A 24,730-nucleotide genomic window follows, 5' to 3' on the forward strand; every position below is an offset into this window, starting at 1 on the left:
ATTATACCGCTTGGGTTTTGTTTAACTGTTTAAGTTGTTCCTGCTCCTGGTTGTCAATCCGTTTGCAAACCACCAGTATTGATATTGCCAGGTAAAACAGGATGTTTGAAGGGTATTGAACGAGTGCCTGCTGCGGAAAGTTGCCGATATTAAAGGCAAAAAGTACTAACAGCATGGCCAGGCAATAATTTTTAAGTTCGGGGTTTTTTACGCTGAAGTAAAAATTGATGCCCGTTTTCAGCACAATGAAAAATAAGGTGCAAAACAGGATCAGGCCAAGCCAGCCCATCTCAACAGCTACGCGTACATAACCGCTATCCGGCGGAAACTTAGCCAACATGGAATTGGGCGAAAAACGCCTCCCCCAGATACCTACCGAACCAAGACCGCCCCCGATAGGGTGCGAAAGGATGAACGGTTTGATCTTTTTCTGGTTTTCGGCCCGAACATTATAGGATGGATCGTCCGACGGGTTAAAAGCCGTCTGGAAACGTTTAATGAGCGGGTTTGAGGTGGGCATTACAATCAATACGGCCAGCATTGCCCCTGCGATGAGGGTAAAAGTAAGCACCTTTTTATTAAAATTGATCACGGCCAGCATGGAAAGCGCCCCCGGAATTAATACATAAGCCGCCCTGGTGCCCGAATAAAGCATTACGTATAAAAAGAATGCCGCGGTGCAACCGAGTATAATTTTCTTTTTTTGCGGAAGGTTACCCATAATGAGTACGATGCACAGCAGGCTACCGATCACCATGTTGTATGAAAACGTAACGGGATCTGAAAAGATGCCGAACTTGCGCATGTGCCCGTTAATAAACAGCAGGCTTACCCGCAGCGGGTCGGAGTAAAGGTATCGGTGCTCGAAAGGCAGGAACCCGAAATTTTCCTGCTGAAAAGCCGAGATGCCGGCCAGCACATCTAAAAAAAGCCACAGCTTTAAAAGCGTTTTGATGAATTTAATGGTGCGGATCTGGTACACAAAAACAAAGTACATCAGCATAATAAAGCCTACTGTACGTACGGTATAAACCCAGGCCAGGCGCGAATCGGCAGAGGGGTTTACAAATTCAAGCAGATTGAAAGCCAGCCAGGCCAGTATCATATAACTAACCGGATTTTTGAAATAAGTCCAGTTTCGCTCTGTGCGCTGTTTGATAAAGAAACCGAGGATGAGCAGGTAAGTGGTAACATCCATCAGCGTACCTATAGGAACCTGGTCCGGAAGAAATTCTGATACATAACTGATAAAAAACGCGGCTATAATTAGCGCGAATATTCCAAACTCGGGGTAAACTGTAATGGCAAATACAATAGGCAGCCCTATGGTTAAAACCATAACGGCACCAAAACCTATAAATTGCAATTTATAGGTGAGAAAGCTTACAGCCAGGCAGGTAATCAACAAAATAAGCAGGGCCAAGGGGTGCGAAAATTTTTGCACCAGCAAATCCTTCCAGAAACCGGATTTAATTTTGGTATTGCCTGTTGGTTTGTTTAGCATAAAGCAGATAACAACTAATATAGATTACAGGAACAGGATTTTTATGGCCCAGACATATACCCCGATAAAGGCGAACCAGATGGCGGCCTTCCGCGTTTTTTTTTGTAGCGGCGTTAAATCCTCATAAGGGTCCTTTTCTATTTCAGGAGGGTCAAATCTCATTTTAAAAAATATTTAATTTGAGCAGCGCTGTACACGCTTCTAACACCGCGGCGGCTTTATTTTTGCTGATTGTTGTAATCCGTTTTATTCAGTACCCAGCCTGCAAACTTGTTTTCGAGGCCTTTTAAATAGGCAACGTGCTGTTTTTGTATGCTGGTAAGCTTTTTATTGGCTTCAAATACGGCAATGGTTTTGTTGCTGAACAACATCCATTCTTTTGATTTATTGAGCGCAGTTAGCGGTGCGGTGTCAATGATAATTATATCGTATTTGCTGCGCAGATCGTCAAAGCGGTTTTTAACAAAGGCTTCATCGCCAATTTCAAGCAGGGTTACATCGCCCCCGCGGTTTCCCAATACGGTAGCGGTAACGCTGCTCACATCCTGCTGCTGGGATGAGCTCTTGAAAAAATCCTCCACATAAACATGTGGCTGGGCGGTGTTGCTTATGGTTGGATGATTAAAGTTGCCGTCAATAAGCAACACTTTTTTATTAATCATCGAGTAGGAGTAAGCAAGGCTGATGGCTAAAAGCGTTTTGCCTTCTGCGGGCTCAATGCTGGTTATGGCTAAAACTTTGTTACCGTTTAATTCCTGTTCAATTTCAAACCTGATGGAGCGCAGCAGCTCTTTAAAGGTTTTCATTTTATCCCGGTGTTCAATATCCCAAAGTTTCCTGAGGTCAAGTGTTTCTCCCTGAATTTTGTTGAGGTAGCCCAGCAACGGCAACTGGGTTTTAGTAACCAGTTCGGTCGGGGTTTTGATGGTGTCATCAATATAAAACAAAATAAACAGCCAGAATATACAGGCAAACAAGCTGCCCACAAAACTCAGTATAATGAGCAGCATTTTTTTTGATGGCTGGGCAACATCCGGTGTGGCAATTTCAACCTGGATCAGTTTTATCGAAAAATTTGAGCGTAGGTTGGTTTCGTTGTACTTGTTTAATACATCAAGGTACTCTTTCCCGGCTATGTCAATGTCAAAATCATAGGTTTTAACCTTGGCGTCAAAAGGCACGAGGCGGGCAAATTTGGCATTTAAATTGGCGAGCTCGCCGTTGATTGATTTTACACTGTATTTTGCAAGGTCGCGCGCAACCTCAAGGGTTAATTTCTGCTTAATCTGGTCATCTTTAGCCACCAGCGGATTGGTGATATATTTATCCGACGAGAGGTTGATCTGGCTCGCCAGCTGGTCTTGTAACGAATCAAGTTCAACCTTGTATTTGTTGTTAAACCCGCTGCGTACATACTGATCTTCCAGGATGTGTAATTGCTCCTGGGTGGCAATAATGGCCTGGTTGTATTTATTGGTTAAGGCTTCCACATATTTGCGGTCCTGGGGCGAAAACTTCCTGTCTATCGCGTCGATAGCGCCCTGGTAGGATATGGCATCTTTATCGGCCTGTAACTTTTTATCGTTATAAACCATAATCTGGCCAAAAATCGCCTTCGATTGCTCATCGAGGTTAAGCACCCCGTTCTCAATTTTGTATTGCTGCAGCTCGCCTGTTTTTTCGCTCAGGGCTTTCCGTTTGGCTTCCAGTAAGTTCGACAGGAAGTTTACCGCGTTCGATTCGTTTTGCTTTACGCTTTGGGTATAATAATCAATAAACTGTTTACAAAGCGTATTCACCAAAAATGCCGAAAGCTGCGGGTTTTCCGAGTCGTAGCTAACAGAGATGAAGTCGCTACTCTCATCTCGCGCTATCACGAGGTCTTTCATGATATTGCGCTCGTCGTATTTCATCGAACGCAGTAACCCTATTATCGAATTTTCAGTTTTATCATAAACCGAAAGGGGCTGCAGCCTGGCAAACTTATTTTTTAAGATGTTTAAAGCCGCGTCGCGCTCATAGGGGCGCAATTCAAGCAGCTCTTTACTTGGCTTACGGAAAGGCGTACTGCTGCCCAGGTCATGGATCATTAGTGAATATGAAACCTGGTCGATGAGCTTTTTCAGCTTCATGATCGCGATCAGGTTGCTGAACTCGCGGTCTACCTGTTGCTCCTGCACATTGGCGGTGGCATCTTTATCCAGCAGGTGGCGCGACGCATCAATGATCCCGGTAGCTATCTGGGCATGCGACTCGTAAACATCGGGCAGGTTTTTGACAAGAAAGAACGAGACAATAACAAACACCAACGGAACGATGATGATGATATTTCTGTGTTTTTTTAGCAGATTAAAAAAGTTACCTATCTCCATGTGTTACTTAACATCTTCCAGTTTAATACCCAATAATTCTTCAAGATTTGTCTTGGCGGTAAATGTCGCTAATTCGGCCTGTACTTTAAAAGAGTTTTGGTTATATAAACTGTTAAGTTGTTCGTTGTAGATCTGAAAAGTTGTTTCGCCTTTTTGAAAGGCATATTTTAATTGTTTAACAGCGCTCTCGGCATCAATTACCGCGTTAGCCCTTAACCTTAGTTCGGCCTGGGCTTCAAGGTATGCAAAATAAAAGCGTTTTACCTGCGCTTCAAGGCTTAGCATATATTCTGCCTGCTGAAATTGGGCCACTTTATAGTTTTCTTTAGCCTGTTTTACCGTACCGGGGCGCGAAAACAGCTGCCCTATATTTAACGAAATGGCAATCTGGTAGCCTTTAAAAATGGTTGGCTGCGAAATATTGATAGACGTTTGCGGGCTGTAAATATAAGATGCGGTTAAACCATCGAGCCAGGAGAACGCGGTGGCGTTGTAAAAGCCCTTGGCCGCGGCAACCTGGCTTTGGCGGGCTTTAACCTCCGGGTAGTTCTTTTTCGCGGTAGCTATCAGTTTTTCAAGATAGGGGTAATTGATATCTTTTATAAAAGATGTTTCCTGCGCTTGTAAACGATTGGTAACTACGGCGATGGTTATAAATAAACAAATAAGTTTTAGTTTCACGGTATATATAAGTTTATACTTTCTCTTTTTGGAATAAAGCGGGTACAGTACCCACAATAATCTTTAAATCTAACCAAACAGAATATTTTTGAGCATAAAAATTATCTAATTTTTTCCTTTCGCGTTCAGACATGTCTTCTTTACCCCGTTTGCTGATCTGCCACAGGCCTGTTAAGCCGGCCGGGCCCAAAAAGCGCATCGACCACTCGTTAGAAGTCAGCATCTCCGCTTCGTATATAGGCAAGGGCCTGTTGCCTACAACCGACATGTCGCCGCGTAAAATGTTATATAACTGGGGCAGCTCGTCGAGGCTTGAATTACGTAGAAAATTACCCAGTTTGGTAATGCGGGGATCATTCTTAATTTTCACGAACGCGGCTTGTTTTTCACCGCCTTCGGCTGCGTACTGGTTATTTTCGGCCGAAAGTTTGGCCAGCAACTGGTCGGCATCGGTACGCATGGATCTGAACTTGTAAAAATCAAATACCTTATACCCTGTACCTACGCGTTTACTTTTATAAAATACTGGCCCCTTCGAGTCAAGCTTGATCAGGATTGCGATAACAAGCATTACCGGCGAAAGGAAAAACAGCATCCCGCCCGAAATCACCAGGTCGATAAGGCGCTTGCCCACCGGCATTTTATAGGTAGTGTCAACCACTTTAGACAGCTCGAGCAACTTAGGTTTGATAAGCTTGAATCTAACCAGGAAATTAAGCCGCTCACGTAAGTCGCTGATCTCGAATGGTTCGCTGTAAAAATCATGCACCTTTAGTTTGATGGCTTTTTGCTTCAAGGTTTTATCGTTTTGAGATGAAAGCAAAACGATGATCAGGCCGTTAAGCAGGAAGCTTTTTTTAACGTCTTCAACCAGTTTTATCCATTGGCCGGCAGCATCCACCTCTACCAGCATAATATCGGGCACAGATAAGATTGATTGTTCGCCCAGGTATTCATTAAGCTGATCAATGGTGCTGTTGTACTCTATTTTAAACCCTTCATTTAGCCCCGCTTCAATTACACCCTTAAATTCAGTACCGGCATAAGCTACCCTGATATTTGAACCCGAGCTTTCGTTCCAGTTAGCTGTTTGATGATTCATAAACTTTTAATACTTGATTAATGGCTGATTTTAATTGTTCTGGTTTAAAGGGCTTGTGAATGTAAGCATCTACTTTAAAAGGCATTTTGCTTACCTGTTCGTCAAGGTCGTGCGCCGCCGAAAGCAGGATTACGGGGATGTCGCGGTAAAAGCCGCTGATCTTCACATTTTTCACAAATGATTGTCCGTCAAAATAAGGCATTTGCAAGTCTGACATGATCAGTTCCGGCATATGGCCGTCTTCCAGCCAGCTAAATGCTTCAATACCGTTATTCTTAACGATGATATCATAATCTTTTGAGAGGATGAAGTTGAGCAGTTTCAATATGCTCAGGTCATCATCAACAATAAGTAACGTTCTTTTCATCTTGATTGGGGTTTGACTTTGGGAAGGGTTTGCTTATGATTGTTGTTGTGTTTTGTTGGATATCAAATAAAATAACATCCGGTTCTTTATATTCAATTTTAAAATCATCATAAAATAAATTAATGATTAGTGTTATTTGTTAGCCTGCTCTATGCTGCTTAATGATGAAGCCGCCGCGCTGATTTGCTTTGTTTACTGTTAAGATATATGCAATAAGCATTCCCCAAACGGCGAAATGCCTTGATAACTGGCTTAATGCCGGTTTTTACGTGTTTTACAGGAAAATAGTTGTATAAATAGGCAATTATTAACAAAAAGTTAATTGAAGGGTGCTTTATTAAACGAGGAATTAATTCCCGGTTAGGGTTGCAGGGATTCCCCAAACCGTGGCAACCCAAATGATAAACGTGCGGGATTTGCAGCTTTTGGTATTTAAGCCGCAAAGTTAATTGCCCGTCCATCCTTTGAACAAGGATATCACGGGCTTCCCGAATGGAAAAATTACTTTTTCGTTTACATTAAAATTTTCTTAGTTATTTATACCCATTTTTGGGGTATAGGATTTAGATGGGTCTCACCTTTGCTGTTGGCTCAGGTCCCTTACGGGTAAACAGAATTTGTTTATTTTTCGGCAATATTTCCGGTTTGGATTATGTCGAACAATTTTTTTATCGTTACCGGTTGGGCGGGTGTGGTTTTTTGCACCCTCGGCTACCTTTTGTTAAGCCTCAAAATACTAAAGGCCGAGTCAAGGTTATTTCAGCTGCTCAATATTTTAGGCGGCCTTTGCCTGGCTGCTACGGCGCTCAACTCTAACGATTTCCCAAACGCTGCGGCAAACTTCTTATGGATGTTTATCGGTATTTACGCGCTGGGCCGCCGGTTACGATCCAGGTGATTGAGGTAGTTTTAAATAATCGTACGCCATTTGTTTGTAGTAGTTTAGCCTTTCGGTGTAACACTGAACGTTGTTTTCTAACGAGAGGTAAAAATAAGCGCCGTCTACAAGCACAAAAATAAAATCGGCGGCTGTTTGCGGGGATTCGACTGTCGTTAGTTCTTTTTCGTTGCACTGCGCTATAATAGCGGCCAGTCTCTGCCGCAACGAATCAAGAATGAGTTTATATTTTGCTTTAATCTTTTCTTCCCTGAAAGCCAGTGCATAAAAAGTATAAAAAAGCCCGTCGTCAAAAAGCAGGTTCCACTCTTTCGAAAACAACATATCAACCGTACGCTTTAGGTTTTCTAAGGTAGCCTGCTCTTTATCCGTAATGGTGTATATGGATAAATAACTTTCAAGGATATGATCAATGAGCGCGTAGGTAAGGTCTTCCTTGGTTTCAAAATAATGTAAAATGAGGCTCGGGTTGATCTCCATTACCTTAGCTATTTTAGCTATCGATGTGTTTTCGTAGCCTTCTTTTTTGGCCACCTCATAAAATATACTGATTATCTCCTGTTGTCTTGTTTCCTTAAGACTTTTGCGACCCATTGTATTTGTAGCGATTTTGATGCAATAGTAATAAAAAGAAATCTGCATGCTGAATTAATTAATAAATTGAATGATCGTTCAATCAATTTATTAATCCTTGTTTAACCTCGTGTTAATATGCGATAGGGAATTTAGTCGGCGGTTAAAGTAACACCCGTCCTATTAAAAATTTACTATCAATCAAATGAAAAAAAAGCTACTTTGGATCTTCCTGCTCCTGTTTATTTCGGCCGGTGGCTTTGCACAGGGAATCACCGTGAGCGGTGTTGTATCTGATGCAAAAACAAAAGAAACGCTGCCCGGCGTAAACATTAATGTTAAGGGTACAAACGTGCGCATTGCCACGAATGTGAATGGCGCGTATACACTTAGTGATTTGAAACCAGACGCCGTGTTGGTTTTTTCATTTATGGGGTACAAACCCGTAGAAACCCCGCTGAACGGGCGAACAAAGATCGACGTATCCCTGTCGGACGATTTTGCCAACCTGAACGAAGTTGTGGTGGTTGGTTTCGGTACCAAGAAAAAGATCAATATTGCCGGGGCTATCGACCAGATTTCGGGAAAACAACTGGAATCAAGGCCGCTGGCTAACGTGATCCAGGGCTTGCAGGGCCTGAGCCCGGGTTTAAATATCACTTATCCGGGTGGTGCGCCGGGCACAGTACCTACCATCAATATCAGGGGCTACACTTCTATCAATGGCGGTTCGCCATTAATCGTTATTGATGGTATTCCGGCCACCAGTAACGACGATTTGCTGAGGCTTACCCCATCAGACATTACCTCATTCACCGTTTTGCGCGACGCCGCATCGGCTGCAATTTATGGCGCCAGGGCAGCCTTTGGCGTTATCCTGGTAACCACCAAACAGGGCGTTGCCGGCCATAACACCATCAGTTATAACACTTATACTTCATGGTCAAAGCCAACGCTGTTGCCCAAACCGGTAACCGACCCTTACATATTTTCGAGGGTGCTGGAAACCTCTACCGATAATACCCCATGGGATTACGTAAACTATAGCGACGAGTATTACCGCTGGGCTAAAGAAAGATCGGATAACCCATCAATCGCCGATACCCGCATTAACCCGACCGACCCAACCAAAAAATGGGAATACATGGGTAGTAACGACTGGTATAAGTACTTTTTTAACGATGCCAGTTGGTCAAAAAGCCATACGTTAACCTTTTCGGGAGGGGCTACAGTAAACAACAAACCGCTTACCTATTACCTCTCTGCCGATTATACTAAGGATAACGGGTTGAATAAGTTAACCGATGATTACTGGAGCCGTTACGGTTTGCGCTCAAAAGTAGGTTTTTCGCCTACATCATGGCTTAAGATAGATAACAACCTCAATATCTACCAAACCAAACGCGCGCTGCCAAACTCAAATATTACCGATTTGTATTACCTGAAGCCTACCGATGTGGCAACCAACCCGGACGGTAGCTGGGCAAATACATCGGCGGGCAGGTTGGCTGCCAAACTTACCGATGGCGGTAATAGCCTGCAAAATATGTTCGGTTTTCAGAACATTACCAGTGCCACCGCTTTATTTTTAAACGGCGATTTGCAGTTTAATGCTGATGCTTCATTTAAAAGGGAATTATGGAAATCGCACGCAGATACCAAAATATATAAAATAGGCTACGGGCCAAATGATATCCGCGAAGAAGGCGGGCCAGGATCTGTAAATGAAAACAATGGTTATTTATTTAACAATGCTTTTAACATTTATACCACCTATAAAAAAACACTGGGCGATCATTTTTTCAGCGCCATGGTTGGTTTCAATAGTGAAGATTACAGCTATTCTACAATATACGCAGGTAAAAGCGGATTGATCTCATCTTCATTACCTTATATATCCCTTAATAATGGTGTAGCTACTGCAAGTGGCGGCTACTCGGCCTATGCAACCAACAGTGTATTCTCAAGGCTTAACTATACCTTTAAAAACAGGTATATCCTTGAGGCAACCGGACGATATGATGGATCGTCACGTTTCCCTATTACAAAAAGGTGGGGCTTTTTTCCATCAGCTTCTGCTGCTTGGATAGCGAGTAATGAAGATTTCTTCAAGCCATTGGCACCTGCGGTATCAACATTTAAACTGCGGGCATCATATGGCGATCTTGGCAACCAGAATGTAGGTGATTTTGGTTACATCCAATCATTAGCTACCGATAATTCAGGTTACCTGATTGGGGGGAATGGCCAAAATCAGATCATTACCGGTGCGCCAAAATTATATGTCGATCCAAAAACTTATACCTGGGAAAGGGTGTCCACACGGAATTTTGGTACTGACATAGGTTTGTTAAATGATAAGTTATCTTTTACGTTTGACTACTATATTCGTGATACAAAAGGGATGTTGACCCAGGGGCAGGAACTTCCTGGTGTATTAGGTACAGATATACCGAAGCAAAATGCAGCCGATCTGCGCACTAAAGGCTGGGAATTATCGGTATCATATCGCGACAGGTTTGAGCTTGATTCAAAACCATTCAGCTTTGATGTCAAGATATTTCTTTCCGATTCAAGAGCTAAGATCACTAAATTTAAAAACGACCAGTATCTGTTTTCTAATTATCGCGTAGGGCAGGATTTGGGTGAAATATGGGGGCTGGAAAATGACGGTTTGTTCCGCAGTAAAGACGAAATAGCCAAGCTTGATGAATCTGCCATAGTACCCTGGGGAGCCTTATCTATCGTGGAGGGCTGGCCTAAATACAAAGATCTGGATGGAAATGGTAAAATAGAAAAAGGCTTAAGCTCTAAAAATCCTAAAGACTTAAAAATAATAGGTAATAGTGCAGATCACTATACCATTGGAGCCAATATCAATATGGATTGGCGCGGTATTGACCTGGCCGTATTTCTGCAGGGTGTTTTGAAACGGGATTTCTACCCGCACCATTACCTGTTCTGGGGCCCGTACCAGCAGCCTTACGCTAACGTATATCCATGGAACCTGAACTACTACCGCGGTACTGCCGATTCGCCTGAGCAAAGAGCTAAGCACTCGGCTTCTTATATCGCTGCAGGTTTGGCCGATGCCAATACCAATTCAGAATACCCGGTATTGCAATCATGGCTGGCCGATGCCAACTATGGCAGCGGTTTGGATATCCCGCAAACCAAATACCTGCTTAACGGCGCTTACCTGCGTATTAAAAACGTATCTGTAGGTTATACCATCCCGGCCAAATGGACTAAAAAAATCGGCATCAGCCGCCTGCGCTTTTACGCCACAGGCGAAAATCTGTACGAATTTTCGGCCATTAAAAAATATATTGATCCGGAAGCTGTTAACCAGGGTCCTAGCGCCTGGGCGTATCCTTACCAGCGCAGGTATGCCCTTGGCTTAAATCTTGATTTTTAACAACCTGATGTTTCGTTCCATTTCAAATTAATAAAAATGAAAAAATATCTATATATATTGGCAATAGCGGCGGTAAGTACCCTGGCCGCCTGTAAAAAGGGCGGGCTTGACCGTTTTCCGCAAGACGCCATTTCGCCCAACCTGTTTTTTAACAACGAACAAGACCTTGCTTTATATGTAAACGGTTTGTTATCTCAACCTGATAGGGGAACTTACCTTAACGATCAGAGTTCAGACAACGTAGCTACCACCGCCGCTGTTGAGGTGAAGAATATTATGGTTGGAAGCGCCAATTCGCAGAATATTACGGGCGGATGGGATTGGGGAAGGTTGCGTGACATCAACTACTTTCTTGAAAATTACAAAAAAGCGCAGGTTACTCAAAATATCAAAAATCATTACGCAGGTTTGGCCCGCTATTACCGGGCCGCGTTTTACCTGGACAAGGTTAAACGTTTTTCTGATGTGCCCTGGTATTCGGGTACTTTAGAGCCTTCGAGCAAGGATCTGTACAAAGGTCGTGACCCCCGTAAACTGGTTGCAGACAGTATTATGGCCGACCTTGATTTCGCCTATAAAAATGTAAGGGAAAGTGTACCTGTGGGTACGCCGGGCAAATGGGCAGTGGCTACGCTGTACGCCCGTGCCGCTTTGTACGAGGGCACCTACCGCAAGTATCATGATGAGGTTGGTTTGAAGGAATCGGCGAATACCTTCCTGGAAACTGCCGCGAAAATTGCGGGCGAGATCATGGGCAGCGGTAAATTCGGCATTTATAATACTGGGAAACCCGACCAGGATTACGGAACGTTATTCTCGAGCCAGGATCTTACCGGCAACAACGAAGTGATCCTGACTAATATTTTTGATTTAACCAAAGGCAAAGGCCAAAACGTTAACTCAACCGTATTTGGCGATTATGAACAGGCGCCTGCCAAAGACCTGATCCAAACTTACCTGATGAAGGATGGCAGCCGTTTTACCGACCTTGCCAATTACGCGCAGATGGGTTTTGTGGAAGAATTTAAAAACCGCGACCCGCGCCTGGTGCAAACTATGGTTTACCCGGGTTGGGTAAGGGTGCCCGATGCAACGCCTTACATCCAGCGTTTAAATAAAAACTTTACAGGTTACCACCAGCTAAAAGGATATGTAAACAGTACCGATAATAATACGTTAAATGGCGTGGATTTCCCGGTATACCGATATGCCGAGGTATTGTTAACTTATGCCGAGGCCCTGGCCGAACTGGGTACCTTAACGCAGGGCCAGTTAGATCAGTCGGTTAATTTATTGAGGAGAAGGGCTGGTTTGCCTGACCTTAACATGGCCGCGGCCAATGCTAATCCCGATCCGGTACTGAAGCTGCAATATCCTAACGTAACAGCTAACACAGGTGTTATCCTCGAGATCAGGCGTGAGCGCAGGGTGGAATTTGCCTTTGAAAATATGAGGTATGATGATTTGATGCGCTGGAAAGTGGGTAAACTACTTGCAAAAAGCCCCGAAGGTATGTACTTTAAAGGCCTGGGTAAATATGATTTAACGGGCGATGGCGTGGATGATATCATTTTGATTGACCGTACCAACACTATCCCGGCCGAAGATCAGAAAGAGAAAAACTCGCTGGGGGTAAAACTGGTGTACTACCGCGCCAGAAACATTGGCACCGACGCGACCGTTTACCTGAAAAACGGCAACAACGGCGGTAACATTGTTACCGAAAACGTAGTAAGGAATTTTGAAGAGCCCAAATTTTACTACCGCCCCATCCCGCAGCAGCAAATTGTGTTGAACCCTAATCTGAAACAGATTTTTGGCTGGTAACACCCCCATGGAAATAAAAAGAAGAGCATTATTAAAGGCCGCAGCAGGTATAGCCGCGGGTATGGCAGCCACAGGCGCCATGCCCGCTACGGCGGTTGCTGCCCATGAAAAAGGCGGCAAAGCCAGGCCGGTATTAACCGTAGCGCATATTACCGATGTGCACATCAGGCAGGGTGATAATGCCCCGCAAAGATTTAAGAGTTGTTTAAAGCAGATCATCAGCAAGCACAAACCAGATTTCTTTTTAAACGGCGGCGACTCCATCAATGATGCATCCTACGATAATGTGGTGCGTGACCAGGTTACCGAACAATGGGGGATCTGGGATGATTGCATGCAATTGCTTGGCGAATATGAAGTACACAGTTGCATCGGCAACCACGACCCCTGGTGGAAAGCCCCTGCAAAAACCGACGAAATGTTTGGTAAGGATTACGTGGTAAAACGCCTTAAAATCCCGAACCGTTACTACAGCTTCAGCAAAAAGAACTGGCATTTTATTGTTTTGGACGGTAACAATAGCAATATTTCGTTGGATGCCGAACAATATGCATGGTTGCAGCAGGAGCTGGAAAAGTTACCTGCCGGTACGCCGACCCTGCTGATGTCGCATTATCCCATTCTGGGTACCACGCAGGTGCTGGTGGGCGGCGGCCACTCGGATTGTAAAAAACTGAAAGACCTGTTTTATAAACACAAGGATAAGGTCAGGATCTGCCTTAGCGGGCATAACCACTTATCAGATCATACGGTTTACAATGATGTTTTGTATTGCTGCAATGGCGCTATGAGCGGTTTTTGGTGGGGTAAAGGCGACGCCGAATCGGCCGGACCGGGTTATTACCTGGAAACGCCGCCCGGGTATGCCATCCTGAAACTTTATGCCGATGGTACCGTGGATAATCAATATTATCCGCACGCATTTTAACAACAAGAATGAGGATAAATTAATTCCGTATCAAAAAATGTTAATTTTTCGAGCCTGACTGCATAGAGTGGTCAGGCTTGAAAGTTTAAAATTGGGACTGAAGTTATAAACTTAACTTTGCGCTCATCTGTGATGAGCGCTTAAAATGGGTGAGCGTTTGTAACGCACGAATAATGCAGTTGTTAACCTTGCGCTCATCTGCGATGAGTGCTTAACATGGGTGTGCGTTTGTAACGCACGAATAATGCAGTTGCCATCTCTATGCTAAGTGCTCAAACAAACCTATAGCAAGGTAAAATTGGCACTGAAGTTATAAATTTCAGTTGTTTTACCCCACGGGTTACGCTATGACAAACCCGCGGCAGTTGAGGGGATGAATTGATTCTTTCTACTTTCAACTAAAGACTTCGGACTTAAAACTCAAGCCACCACCTCGTAAATCTCCACAGGCTTGGCTTTGTTTTTTAAACTTACTTCGCCAATTTTATTAAGGGCGAATGAGCTTTTGGCTTTTTCATAAACATCGGCGCTTACAATAATCTGGTTGGCCTGTGCCACGGTTTGGAGGCGCTGGGCCAGGTTTACGGCGTCGCCAATAACGGTATAATCCAATCGCTTTAAGGTGGCCGAACCAATATTGCCGGATATCATCTCGCCCGAATTAATGCCTATCGAAACAGAAGGTTTAAAAGTTTTTTCACCGGCCTGGATTTCATCGGCGCCATGCATTTTATCGCGCACGGCAAGCGCGGCGTCAATAGCCCTGTCAAGGTGGTATTCGCCCCGGAAAACAGCCATCACGGCGTCGCCCATAAATTTATCGATGTGGCCGTTTTGGGCTATGATCTCCTGCACCATTACATCAAAGTATTTGTTGATCATGCTTACTACTTTATCCGCGGCTACGTGCTCGGTAATGGCGGTAAAGCCGCAGATGTCGATAAACAGCACCGTAGCATCGATGGTTTCATTGCTCAGCAGGCTGTTTTCAAACTCTTTGTGTGTCATGAATTTGAGCACATTCTCATCTACATACATGCGCAGGATGTTGTTTTCCTTAATGGCCTGCATGGTTTTTTTGAGCTCGATAACGTGTTGCAGCGTTTTTTCGATGGTGATATCCAGGTCTTCAAAGTTTACCGGTTTCACCACAAAATCAAAGGCGCCCCGGTTCATGGCCGTGCGTATGTTATCCATATCGCTGTAGGCCGATACCATGATCGCTTTTAAAATGGGGTTGGCATCGGGCAGTTTGGTAAGCAGGGTAAGGCCGTCCATTTCGGGCATGTTGATATCGCTCAGTACCACGTCAATATCAGGGTGGGCGTTGAGTTGCTTAAGGGCTTCAAATCCGTTTTGGGCAAAAACAAATTCATAAGCGCCTTCACGGATCTTTTTCCTGAATTTTTGCCTGATCAGTAATTCCAGGTCCTGCTCATCATCTACAACCAGTATTTTGGCCATTATTGCGCTAAGTGTTTAAGTTTGTCTTTCAAATTATTAAAATCAAGCGGCTTGGTTAAAAAGTCGTTTGCGCCAAGCTGCATGGATTGCTGGTAGTTTTCATCATCGCCGTAAGCGGTTATCATCATCACCACCGGCGGCGGTTTTTCATAGTGTTGCCTGATATTGCGCAGCAACTCCAGCCCGCTCATGCCGGGCATGTTAATATCTGATAAAATAAGGATCACCTGCGAGTGGTGCTCTTCCAGGAAATGGAGCGCTTCCTCGCCCGATTGCGCGAAGTTAAATTCCACCTCGCCGGTTTTTATCTCTTTTCTGAAACGTTGTAAAAACAAGGGCTGAACATCCGCCTCATCATCAACAACAAGTATTTTCATAGTGCTTCAAAGTTAAGTTTTTGCAGGGCTTTACCGGCCTTAAATGTAAAAAATGCTTATGCAGACTGAAGGTTACCCACAGGCAAAGTAATAATGAACCTTGCAAATTCGCCTTCGGCGGTTTCAACTTTCAGGTCGCCGCCGTGCCCTTTGGTAATGATATCATAACTCATGGATAACCCAAGGCCGGTACCCTGGCCGGTTGGTTTGGTGGTGAAAAATGGCTGATAGATTTTATCCAATACTTTTTGCGGGATGCCTGTGCCATTATCTTCTACCATGATCTGCACCAGATCAGCTCCCGAAGCCGATACCACTCTTTTGGTATTCACCGTTACAGTTGGCTCATATCCTTCGCCAAGCAATTTCTTTTTTTCGGTAACGGCGTAAAACGAGTTGTTGAACAGGTTTAATAATACGCGGCCTAAGTCTTGCGGTATGGCTTCAATTTTACCCAGTTCCGGATCAAAGCTGGTTTTCATGCCCGCGTTAAATGATTTATCCTTGGCCCTTAAACCATGATAGCTCAGGCGCAGGTATTCATCGGCGAGGGCATTGATATCAGTAGGTTCTTTTTTGCCGGTTGTGGTGCGCGAGTGTTGCAGCATCCCTTTTACAATGGCATCAGCCCGTTTGCCATGCTGGTTAATTTTGCTTAAATTCTGGGTGATATCGCTGATGATGTCACCGGCTTCTTCCTTCACGTCATCGGGTAATTTATCCAATACTTCATCTTTTAACTCCTCCAGCAGTTCAATACTCACCTCGCTGAAGTTGTTTACAAAATTTAATGGGTTTTGAATTTCGTGGGCTATCCCGGCGGTAAGTTCACCCAGCGAGGCCATTTTTTCTGATTGGATCAATTGCGCCTGGGTGCTTTTCAGTTCAGCTAAGGCTTGCTGCAATTCTTCAGTTTGTTTGGTTAGTTCGGCGGTTCGCTGTTTTACTTCGCTTTCCAGGTTTACCTTCATGGCGGCCATCATCCGGTTTTGTTCCTGCTCGGCGAAGCGCTGGCGGCGTTCGTTTTCGAGGGCCTTGGCCTGCTTGCGGTTGATCATCCATAAGGAAAACGCCCAGATCAACGAAAATACAACCAGGCTTTGGATAGTGTTTTCATGGTCGTCGTAAAAGTTGGGGAACCATTTTTCAATTACATCACTGATCAGGCCAACAATAGCGAACGGAATTAAAGCGAAGGCGAGCTGTTTGCCCGATTTCAGATCGTCGATATAATAAGGGGCTATGGTGAGGCCAAGAAAATAAAGGTGTGAAAGAATAGTGGCCGCTTTGTGAGCGCTAAAGCTCACATCGATAATGAAGATGCCGATAGCTATAAAATAACCGATGTTAAGGTATTGGTTCCATTTATCAAGGAGGCCGTCGTTTTTCAGGTTTTTCCTGAATTGTGTAATTACAAATACTGCCAGAAAAGGTTCGAAACTCATGTAGCTTGTTTTACGAATTTTATAAATGCGAAGTCGAAATTTAATAATTTTAGAATGATAATTAAATAATTGCTGCATTTTAATTAACCCGCAAAACAAATTACCATTAATTATAAGCCGATTAAAAAAATATAACGATTATTGGCGCGGGATAGCTGCGCGCGTGTATTTACCGGCGTTAGTTTATCAGTGTTCCATTTTTAAAAACGGGTGTTCCGCTAATTGAGTTGTGGGATTCTTCGTGTCTGATAGTCAATTGTTTGTGTTTATTGATCGAAAGAATAGAACACTTAACTTGTTGATTGTCAGTCATGCGTATTTGGTGCAGTGTTCCATAAATAAAATTGGAACACGCCGCTTTTTAGGGATTATTAAACCTTCTATATAAAAAATGAGTAACTACAGTATGATCAACACCATGCGCTGGTACGGCCCTGATGATCCGGTGAGTTTGGCCGATATTCGCCAGGCCGGTTGCACGGGCGTTGTTAGTGCCCTGCACCAGGTGCCCAACGGCCAGGTATGGGATATTGAAGCTATTAACGGGCGTAAGGCAATTATTGAAGCCGCCGGACTAACCTGGGACGTGGTGGAAAGCGTACCCGTACATGAGGCCATCAAAACCCAAACCGGCGATTATCAGCAATATATCGACAACTATAAGCAAAGCCTGCAAAACCTGGCTGCCTGCGGCATTTACACGGTTACTTACAACTTTATGCCCGTGCTTGACTGGACCCGCACCGATTTGAGTTTTACTTTAGGCGACGGTTCAAAAGCCCTCCGTTTTGAGAAAGCGGCCTTTATAGCGTTTGATGTATTTATGCTGCAAAGACCGGGTGCCGAATATGAATATACCCCGGAAGAGCTTGACCGTGCCAAAGCCCGTTTTGATGAAATGGCAGATGATGAGAAGCAACTGCTACAGCGCAACATCATTGCAGGCTTGCCCGGAAGTGAAGAAAGCTTTACGCTGGATAAATTCAGGGAGGCCCTCAAAGCCTATGACGGCATTGATGCCGAACGCCTGAGGCAAAACCTTATTTATTTTCTGAGCGAGGTTATACCCGTGGCCGATGCCCATAACATTAAAATGGTTATCCACCCGGATGACCCTCCGTACCCCATTCTCGGCTTGCCAAGGGTAGTAAGTACTGCCGAGCATATCAACGCGCTGATAGAAGCGGTGCCATCGCTAAACAACGGCTTGTGCTTTTGCACCGGATCATATGGCGTGCGACCGGATAACGACCTGCCCGCCATGGTTAAGCAATTTGGCGACAGGATCAATTTTATCCACCTGCGCAGCACCCGCCGCAATGAGTTTGGTGATTTTTATGAAGATAACCACCTGGAAGGAGATGTTGACATGTACGCTGTTGTCAGGGAACTTGTAAAGGTAATGCAACAGCGTAAGTTAAATATCCCCATGCGTCCCGATCATGGCCACCAGATGCTTGATGATCTGAAAAAGAAAACCAATCCGGGCTACTCAGCCATTGGCCGCCTGCGCGGCCTTGCCGAACTGAGAGGGCTTGAACTGGGCATTATCCGCTCAATGGGAGAATTTTAAAACTATTAAGGAGGGAGCGCTCTGGCGTGATGTCCGGGTTCTCCCTCTTTAAAATCCGATTTATGATGGGCGGTTCGGATTGAAGGAGATCATCCAGCTTACACCGAATTTATCAGTAACCCAGCCAAAATAATCTCCCCAGAATTCTTCACGCATAGGGCCGCCCTTTTGCTGATCTTGCGATAAGCCCGCGTGGTACCTGTCTGCTTCCTCTTTCGATTCGCAGCTGATGGTAAGCGAAAAGTTGCTGCCCATGGTTACCAACCCCATACCAGATTCCAACGCGTCGGTACCCATTAACATATTCCCGGGCCCGAGCGGCAATGCGATGTGCATCAGTTTGTTTTGATCTTCTTCGGAAAGCTTGGAAGCTTCGGGGCCGTCTTTAAAGCGCATTACTACGGCAAATTCGCCGCCGAAAACCGATTTGTAAAAGTTAAAAGCTTCTTCGGTATTACCGTTAAAGTTTAAATAAGGATTTACTACTAACATGCCTGCTTTTTAAATTGATGAATGATTGTTTAAAGTAAAGTTATGCTGTATTTAACAACCTGCAAGGGCGCTGTTAAGACATCTTAAGGGGTTAATCGCGACATTATAACCTGAAGACAGCCGGTAAAAAACATGGTGTAACCAGCTTACCGGTTAGCTCTTATCAACCATTGTTTTATTGGAGGCAAATTTATAAAGGTAGGGGGCTTTGTGTGCGCCGCCGGTCCATTTTTTCGCAACCCGCTCTAAAATGCCAAGGCCAAGCATTTTGCGCTGAAACGCGGCGCGGATCAATTTTTTATTGAGTATGGTTTCGTAAAGTGATTGCAAATCGCCCATGGTAAACTCCTCGGTCATCAGGTTAAAACCGATCAGCTTCCGGTCGAGGTCGCGTTGCAGGGTTTCCAGGGCTTTATTGATGATCTGCTGATGATCCTGCATTAAAGCGGGCAGTTCATGAAGGTTATACCAGTTGCAGCTATCCGAGATTTCGTCGGGCGCGGGGATGGCCCTGGTAAAATCAACCAGGGCATAATAACCCACCGAAACAAAGCGCTTCAGCAGCCAGTGGTTGGCAGGAGGGCTGTAACCCCTGGCTTTCATGATTGCCTTGAGTGGGGTAGGGTCATACCGGCTATAATCACCGAAAACATAAAACTGCTCCAGGTAAATGTTGTTTAAAGCCGTACGGTTTTGAAGTACGCGGCGGGCGGCCTCGTTCACATCTTCATCGTCATGAACAAATCCTCCGGGCAGCGCATAAAGGCCGGTGTTTTTATACTCCAGTAACAATACTTTCAGTTGCCCGTCGTGAAAGCCAAATATAACGGTATCAATGGCGAGGCCGGGCAGAAAGCCAGTGCCCTCAATATTCCCCTCCTGCCTGTGAAATTCTTGGTTCATTAAATCTGCCTGAAAAATTATAAGCACAAGTAAATAAAAAAAATTGATAGCTATGGTAATTTATTTTATTATTGTAACATATTGATACAATAAAAGTAAGGTATCTATCAATTAACCAGTTAACTAAATCAGATAATGAAGAAACCAATTTTAGTAATGCTGCTGCTTGCGCAGGTTGCCTCGGTAAGGGTTATGGCCCAGCTATCTGAAGGCAAAACCACTGTTGAGAATGGCGCGCTGCAGGGCACCCGTGAAGCATCAAACGTAACCAGTTTTAAAGGAATCCCTTTTGCACAACCGCCGGTTGGTGATTTACGCTGGAAAGAACCGCAACCCGCTAAAAACTGGGAAGGCACTTTAAAGGCCGACCATTTTGGAAATAACCCGATGCAAAAGCCTGTTTTTGGAGATATGGGCTTCCGCTCGGCGGGCATGAGCGAGGATTGTCTGTACCTGAACGTTTGGACACCTGCCAAATCAGCTAAAGAAAAGCTGCCGGTGCTGGTTTATTTTTATGGCGGCGGTTTAATGGCCGGCGATGGCTCCGAATCACGTTATGACGGCGAAAGCATGGCCAAAAAGGGTATTGTTGCTTTAACTGTTAATTACCGTTTAGGTGTTTTTGGGTTCTTTTCACATCCGGAGTTAACTAAAGAGTCGCCAAACCATTCATCGGGTAATTACGGTTACCTTGATCAGCACCTTGCCTTGCTTTGGGTGCAAAAAAATATCGCTGCTTTTGGCGGCGATCCTAAGCGGGTTACCATTGCCGGCGAATCGGCCGGATCAATTTCCGTATCGGTGCAAATGGCTTCGCCTTTATCTAAAAACCTGATAGCGGGGGCTATCGGTGAGAGCGGCGCGGCTATCAAACCAACGCTTTTTCCGATTCCGCTGGCGGAAGGTGAACAAAACGGCGTTAAGTTCGCCTCCAAAGAAAATGCTAAAACTATAGCTGAATTGCGGGCCATACCTGCTCAACAGTTGTTGGATGACGCTTTCAAGCCTGGTACCCCCCCAATGTCGGCAACTATTGATAATTATTTGTTGCCAAAATCACTGCCTGAGATATTTATGTCGGGCGAACAGGCTAAAATACCATTATTGGTGGGCTGGAACTCGGCCGAGGTTCCTTTTCAGTTCCTGATGCGGGCCGATGCGCCCACACTCGACAATTACAAAAAAACGTTAACCGCGCTATACGGCGATAAAGCTGAAGAAGCATTGAAGCTATATCCTGCGGCAGGGGATGAGGATGTGATCAAATCGGCAACTGCCCTGGCCAGCGACCGGTTTATTGTATACAGCACCTGGAAATGGGCCGATTTACAGGTGCAAACAGGAGGGAAGCCGGTTTACCGTTACCTGTTTTCGCGCGTGCGTCCTGCAATGGTAGCCTCGATGGGGAATGCCACGCCAGGTTTGGCTGGTGGTGTTGTAAAGGGTGACGCAGCCAAAACAGCTCCGAAAATGCCGCCACCGGTTGGCGCAGCCCACGCATCAGAAATTGAATACGCCATGGGTAACCTGGCCGGTAATAAAACCTACGCCTGGACACCGGATGATTTCAAAGTATCTGAAACCATGGAGAACTATTTTGCCAACTTTATTAAAAACGCTAATCCTAATGGACCGGGGTTGCCAAAATGGTCGGCCATTACAGATAACAATAAGGTGAAGTTTATGAATATCGATGTAAAAAGCCAGGAACAGACCGAGACAGACCGGGCCCGGTACCTGTTTTTAGATCAGGATTATATGAAGTAAAATTTTTCAGGTGTTTTAATCGGCTCCTGCGATTTTTGGCAGGGGCTTTCTTGTTTTCCGGTCATCTTATAATTACCATAATTCCCGCCGATTATTGTGAGTAGCTAAATGCCTATCTTTGCCTTATGAACTATTTTGAATTTTATGGCATTCCGGAATCATTTAACATTGACCAGGCTGCACTTAAAAAAGAGTTTTACAAGTTGAGCAAACTTTACCATCCGGATTTTTATGCTAACGAGGGCGAGGAAAAACAGCGGGAGATACTGGAATTATCAACCCTGAATAACAAAGCTTACCTTGCCCTTAGCGACCCGGAAAAGCGCCTCGAATACATTTTACAGCTTCATGATTTGGTAGCCGAAGGTGCAAAACCACAATTACCTGCAGATTTTTTAATGGAGATGATGGATATCAACGAGCGCCTGATGGAAGCCGACGACGCGGAGCAACTGGCTACTATCACTTCCGAAACCCTTGCCATTGAGGGAGATATGAATGAAGAATTAGCAAAGCTTACCGATGGCTACGAACAACTGGATGATACGGCGAAAGAAAGCCGCCGCATAGAGATTGCAGATATTTACTATAAACAAAAATATTTGTTGCGAATTAAAGAAAGTTTATCTACATTTGCAGCCCGCTTGTAAGGGAATACACTTACAAAATGCCCAGATGGCGGAATTGGTAGACGCGCTGGTCTCAAACACCTGTGGGAAACCGTGCCGGTTCGACTCCGGCTCTGGGTACAAAGCCGTAGTCAGTACGAATTTTCGTTCTGATACGGCTTTTTTTATTGGCGAACTTATTGTTAATCATGTATATATGGAGAATTCGGACGCCTTGACCACTTGATTCCGCAAATTAGTGATCAATTGTTCCGTAACACTTTGACCATCTCAATTGATTGATTGTAAGAAGCTAATTAAGTTTTATTTACACAAACATATGTTCTATGAGGCACTGAATAGGGTGGTCAATGGGCCCGTATTCTCCAATGCTGTCCCTCCGGGCGATTGCGAAGATGCTTGCGGTCCGTTAAAGTCATGTCCGACCAATTCCCCTTATTGCCTGAGTTCGAGCTGTACCAATAGAGAGGGAAAATCGGTACAGATCAAATCGTGTAGCCCTACTCAAGAATTTTAATTGAATTTTTACCTATGCGCCTAAACTTTGGTTTAGGCGCTACCTTGAAAACTGAACATGAAACTAAATAGTTTGCTTTTTTTGCTGCTGCTTTGGGCCTTGCAAGGCAGTGCGCAAAAGCCAAAAGATGTCTTTATATCAGGCAAGCTTCTCCATCTCAATAATATGACCACGGTCTTTGATCTTTCCGACGTTGGTACACTCCGGCTTGGCGATTTCGGGGCACAGGTTATACCTGACACATTAGGAAACTTTGCCGTGCATTTTAAACTGGGTAAAACCGGTTATTTCAGGTTGGGAAGAAATATATTATACGTTAGTCCGGGAGATAGACTTCAAGTGACGATTGATAATAATGCTCCAGAAAAATCAGCATTCTCAGGCGATGGTGCCGCCGCCGATAATTATTTGAGATCGGCTCCGTTTATGAATGCCGCTTCCTACCTGATGCAAAGGGACAGTATAAAAGCTACCATTCAGGGAACACTGGATTTCGTCCTTCGCTCCGCCGTTAAAAGGCGGGAACTTTTAAATTCAGTTCAGGGCCTTAGTGCTGAATTTAAAAGTCTTGAAGATGCCAGGATCGATGCGGACATCATCAATAGCCTCAAGTATTTCTCCGGATTTTATATCCGCAAAAACAAAATCCCAAAATCAGATCAACCGGAAGTTCAGAAAGCCTGCTTTGAATTAACCAAACCCTATGTCCAAAAATATGCAGTGCAGTTAACAGATCCTGACCTGTTGAAATTAGACGTTTTCAGAGCCAACTTCTATACCATTTTTGGTTATCAGAACGATGCCGGTATCAAGGTACCTGAATTTGCTGACTGGAAGTACGCTTATGAGCTGTTTTACTATATCCAGGCCGCAAAAGAAAAAAGTGAACTTCCACCATTGAAAGTAAAAATTGATTCCGTTCAAAACCCGGAATTCCGGGACGCGATCAAAGAATCGTTCAATTCAAAAAGCGGTTTTTGGGACGGCGATACCGCCATTGATTTTATGGTGAAGGACCTGACCGATAAAAACATTTCGTTAAGCGGTTTTAAAGGTAAAACAATCTACATCGACCTCTGGGCATCCTGGTGCGTACCTTGCCTGCAGGAAATCCCTGCATTGGATAGTTTGAGGGCCCGGTACAAGGGCAATCCAAATATTGTTTTTATTTCACTTTCCATAGACCAAAACAAAGAAGAATGGAAGAAGAGCGTACAGAAACACAAACTTCAGGGCATACAGCTCTTTTCCGGATTGCCGGCATTGAAACCCTATAAAATATCGACTGTTCCCCGGTCGATAATCATTGATCGTGATTTCAAAGTTTTAATGATGGATGGCCCGACCCCGTCGAATCCTGCATTAGCTAATTATCTGGATGAAGTGCTGAAGAAGACTGTATCCAAGTGACCTAAACTATTTTTTATTTTGAAGCGATTCCCTTTTTATAAACAGCCCGATCAAATGGATTGCGGCCCCACGTGTTTGCGCATGATTGCCAAATATTTTGGCCGTAATATCAAAATACAAACACTGAGGCAGCTTTGCGATATTAACCGTGAAAGCGTTTCGTTGCTGGGTATCAGTGATGCGGCAGAAAAGCTGGGTTTGCGCTCACTTGGAGCCAGGCTTAGCCTGGATGACCTGAAAGAAGCTGAATTGCCCTGTATTCTGCATTGGCGACAAAACCATTTCGTTGTCCTGCCTGCATCAGCACCGGCTGGTTCAATGGGTCATAAACAATAAACAGTCCGCCCGTTGCCGGTATTGTTTTTTCTATAAGTCGGACAAGGTCATCATACACATACTAATAAATCAGCTTGTTAACCCCGGCTGCAGAAAGGTTCAGTGTACCACCCATCAGCGCCACGGCCTTTGGCGACACGATTCTGC

At 44.5% G+C, this 24,730-nt stretch carries 21 protein-coding genes and 1 tRNA gene; 10 read left to right on the forward strand and 12 right to left on the reverse strand.

Translation table 11 applies throughout. The annotated features are described in order from the left end of the window. Position 1 precedes the first annotated feature (1 nt). The 6 genes from LX99_RS06140 to LX99_RS06160 are packed head-to-tail and all read right to left on the reverse strand — an operon-like array spanning position 2 to position 6,026. Complete coding sequence (locus LX99_RS06140; protein WP_109607074.1) at positions 2 to 1,504, reverse strand: O-antigen ligase family protein; 1,503 nt, start codon at positions 1,502 to 1,504, stop codon at positions 2 to 4. Between the two features lie 24 nt (positions 1,505 to 1,528). After that, on the reverse strand, positions 1,529 to 1,666 hold the full coding sequence (locus tag LX99_RS25575) for a hypothetical protein (RefSeq protein ID WP_022829472.1): 138 nt from the start codon (positions 1,664 to 1,666) through the stop codon (positions 1,529 to 1,531). 56 nt (positions 1,667 to 1,722) lie between these two features. Further along, complete coding sequence (locus tag LX99_RS06145) at positions 1,723 to 3,876, reverse strand: exopolysaccharide transport family protein (protein WP_109607075.1); 2,154 nt, start codon at positions 3,874 to 3,876, stop codon at positions 1,723 to 1,725. 3 nt (positions 3,877 to 3,879) lie between these two features. Further along, positions 3,880 to 4,557 (reverse strand): TolC family protein, encoded by a 678-nt coding sequence (locus tag LX99_RS06150; RefSeq protein ID WP_170122645.1) that lies wholly within the window; start codon positions 4,555 to 4,557, stop codon positions 3,880 to 3,882. A 13-nt stretch (positions 4,558 to 4,570) separates the two neighbouring features. Beyond that, positions 4,571 to 5,659, reverse strand: a complete 1,089-nt coding sequence (locus LX99_RS06155; protein ID WP_022829469.1) for a sugar transferase — start codon at positions 5,657 to 5,659, stop codon at positions 4,571 to 4,573. Next, positions 5,640 to 6,026: a response regulator gene (locus LX99_RS06160; RefSeq protein WP_109607077.1), complete on the reverse strand. Its 387-nt coding sequence runs from the start codon at positions 6,024 to 6,026 to the stop codon at positions 5,640 to 5,642. Before LX99_RS06160 ends, LX99_RS06155 begins: the two co-directional genes overlap by 20 nt. Positions 6,027 to 6,678: 652 nt before the next feature. Between LX99_RS06160 and LX99_RS06170 the strand changes: the two genes are divergently transcribed. Beyond that, on the forward strand, positions 6,679 to 6,924 hold the full coding sequence (locus LX99_RS06170) for a CBU_0592 family membrane protein (protein WP_109607079.1): 246 nt from the start codon (positions 6,679 to 6,681) through the stop codon (positions 6,922 to 6,924). Here the strand turns inward: LX99_RS06170 and LX99_RS06175 are convergent. Next, positions 6,910 to 7,518, reverse strand: a complete 609-nt coding sequence (locus LX99_RS06175; RefSeq protein ID WP_109607578.1) for a TetR family transcriptional regulator — start codon at positions 7,516 to 7,518, stop codon at positions 6,910 to 6,912. The two genes, LX99_RS06170 and LX99_RS06175, sit on opposite strands and share 15 nt — an antisense overlap. A 184-nt stretch (positions 7,519 to 7,702) precedes the next feature. Between LX99_RS06175 and LX99_RS06180 the strand changes: the two genes are divergently transcribed. From LX99_RS06180 to LX99_RS06190, 3 genes are read left to right on the forward strand one after another with little or no spacing between them, the layout of a single operon-like run. Next, positions 7,703 to 10,915, forward strand: a complete 3,213-nt coding sequence (locus LX99_RS06180; protein ID WP_109607080.1) for a SusC/RagA family TonB-linked outer membrane protein — start codon at positions 7,703 to 7,705, stop codon at positions 10,913 to 10,915. 36 nt (positions 10,916 to 10,951) lie between these two features. Next, positions 10,952 to 12,742: a RagB/SusD family nutrient uptake outer membrane protein gene (locus LX99_RS06185; RefSeq protein WP_109607081.1), complete on the forward strand. Its 1,791-nt coding sequence runs from the start codon at positions 10,952 to 10,954 to the stop codon at positions 12,740 to 12,742. Positions 12,743 to 12,749: 7 nt separating this feature from the next. After that, positions 12,750 to 13,670 carry a metallophosphoesterase family protein gene (locus LX99_RS06190; RefSeq protein WP_109607082.1) on the forward strand — a complete coding sequence of 307 codons (921 nt, stop codon included), beginning with the start codon at positions 12,750 to 12,752 and terminating at the stop codon, positions 13,668 to 13,670. 420 nt (positions 13,671 to 14,090) lie between these two features. On the opposite strand, the gene LX99_RS06195 is transcribed toward LX99_RS06190, so the two are convergent. The 3 genes from LX99_RS06195 to LX99_RS06205 are packed head-to-tail and all read right to left on the reverse strand — an operon-like array spanning position 14,091 to position 16,956. Further along, entirely contained in the window at positions 14,091 to 15,134 is a 1,044-nt protein-coding gene (locus tag LX99_RS06195) for an adenylate/guanylate cyclase domain-containing protein (RefSeq protein ID WP_211318963.1), read from the reverse strand. Further along, positions 15,134 to 15,511 (reverse strand): response regulator, encoded by a 378-nt coding sequence (locus tag LX99_RS06200; protein ID WP_022831683.1) that lies wholly within the window; start codon positions 15,509 to 15,511, stop codon positions 15,134 to 15,136. The genes LX99_RS06195 and LX99_RS06200 overlap by 1 nt, the downstream gene beginning before the upstream one ends. Positions 15,512 to 15,567: 56 nt before the next feature. Then, positions 15,568 to 16,956, reverse strand: a complete 1,389-nt coding sequence (locus LX99_RS06205; RefSeq protein ID WP_109607084.1) for a sensor histidine kinase — start codon at positions 16,954 to 16,956, stop codon at positions 15,568 to 15,570. A 391-nt stretch (positions 16,957 to 17,347) separates the two neighbouring features. On the opposite strand from LX99_RS06205, the gene uxuA reads away from it, so the two are divergent. Next, positions 17,348 to 18,529 (forward strand): mannonate dehydratase, encoded by a 1,182-nt coding sequence (gene uxuA, locus LX99_RS06210; RefSeq protein WP_109607085.1) that lies wholly within the window; start codon positions 17,348 to 17,350, stop codon positions 18,527 to 18,529. A 60-nt stretch (positions 18,530 to 18,589) separates the two neighbouring features. On the opposite strand, the gene LX99_RS06215 is transcribed toward uxuA, so the two are convergent. Both LX99_RS06215 and LX99_RS06220 read right to left on the reverse strand, forming a co-directional pair. After that, positions 18,590 to 19,021, reverse strand: coding sequence for a VOC family protein (locus LX99_RS06215; RefSeq protein WP_022831681.1), 432 nt, complete (start codon positions 19,019 to 19,021; stop codon positions 18,590 to 18,592). A 153-nt stretch (positions 19,022 to 19,174) separates the two neighbouring features. Beyond that, the gene (locus LX99_RS06220; RefSeq protein ID WP_109607086.1) at positions 19,175 to 19,924 is read right to left on the reverse strand and encodes an NUDIX hydrolase; all 750 of its coding nucleotides are present in this window, start codon (positions 19,922 to 19,924) and stop codon (positions 19,175 to 19,177) included. A gap of 135 nt (positions 19,925 to 20,059) precedes the next feature. On the opposite strand from LX99_RS06220, the gene LX99_RS06225 reads away from it, so the two are divergent. The 5 genes from LX99_RS06225 (at position 20,060) to LX99_RS06245 (ending at position 24,583) form a co-directional block, all read left to right on the forward strand. Beyond that, the gene (locus LX99_RS06225; protein ID WP_109607087.1) at positions 20,060 to 21,691 is read left to right on the forward strand and encodes a carboxylesterase/lipase family protein; all 1,632 of its coding nucleotides are present in this window, start codon (positions 20,060 to 20,062) and stop codon (positions 21,689 to 21,691) included. Positions 21,692 to 21,816: 125 nt separating this feature from the next. Further along, entirely contained in the window at positions 21,817 to 22,341 is a 525-nt protein-coding gene (gene hscB, locus LX99_RS06230) for a Fe-S protein assembly co-chaperone HscB (protein WP_109607088.1), read from the forward strand. Between the two features lie 19 nt (positions 22,342 to 22,360). Beyond that, positions 22,361 to 22,440, forward strand: a tRNA-Leu gene (locus tag LX99_RS06235). Between the two features lie 478 nt (positions 22,441 to 22,918). Then, a complete protein-coding gene (locus LX99_RS06240) occupies positions 22,919 to 24,247 on the forward strand; it encodes a TlpA family protein disulfide reductase (protein ID WP_170122646.1) in 1,329 nt (442 codons plus the stop codon). An 18-nt stretch (positions 24,248 to 24,265) separates the two neighbouring features. Then, positions 24,266 to 24,583, forward strand: coding sequence for a cysteine peptidase family C39 domain-containing protein (locus tag LX99_RS06245; protein WP_109607090.1), 318 nt, complete (start codon positions 24,266 to 24,268; stop codon positions 24,581 to 24,583). Positions 24,584 to 24,730 lie beyond the last annotated feature (147 nt).

Source organism: Mucilaginibacter oryzae (assembly GCF_003148845.1).
Classification (GTDB): Bacteria; Bacteroidota; Bacteroidia; order Sphingobacteriales; family Sphingobacteriaceae; genus Mucilaginibacter; species Mucilaginibacter oryzae.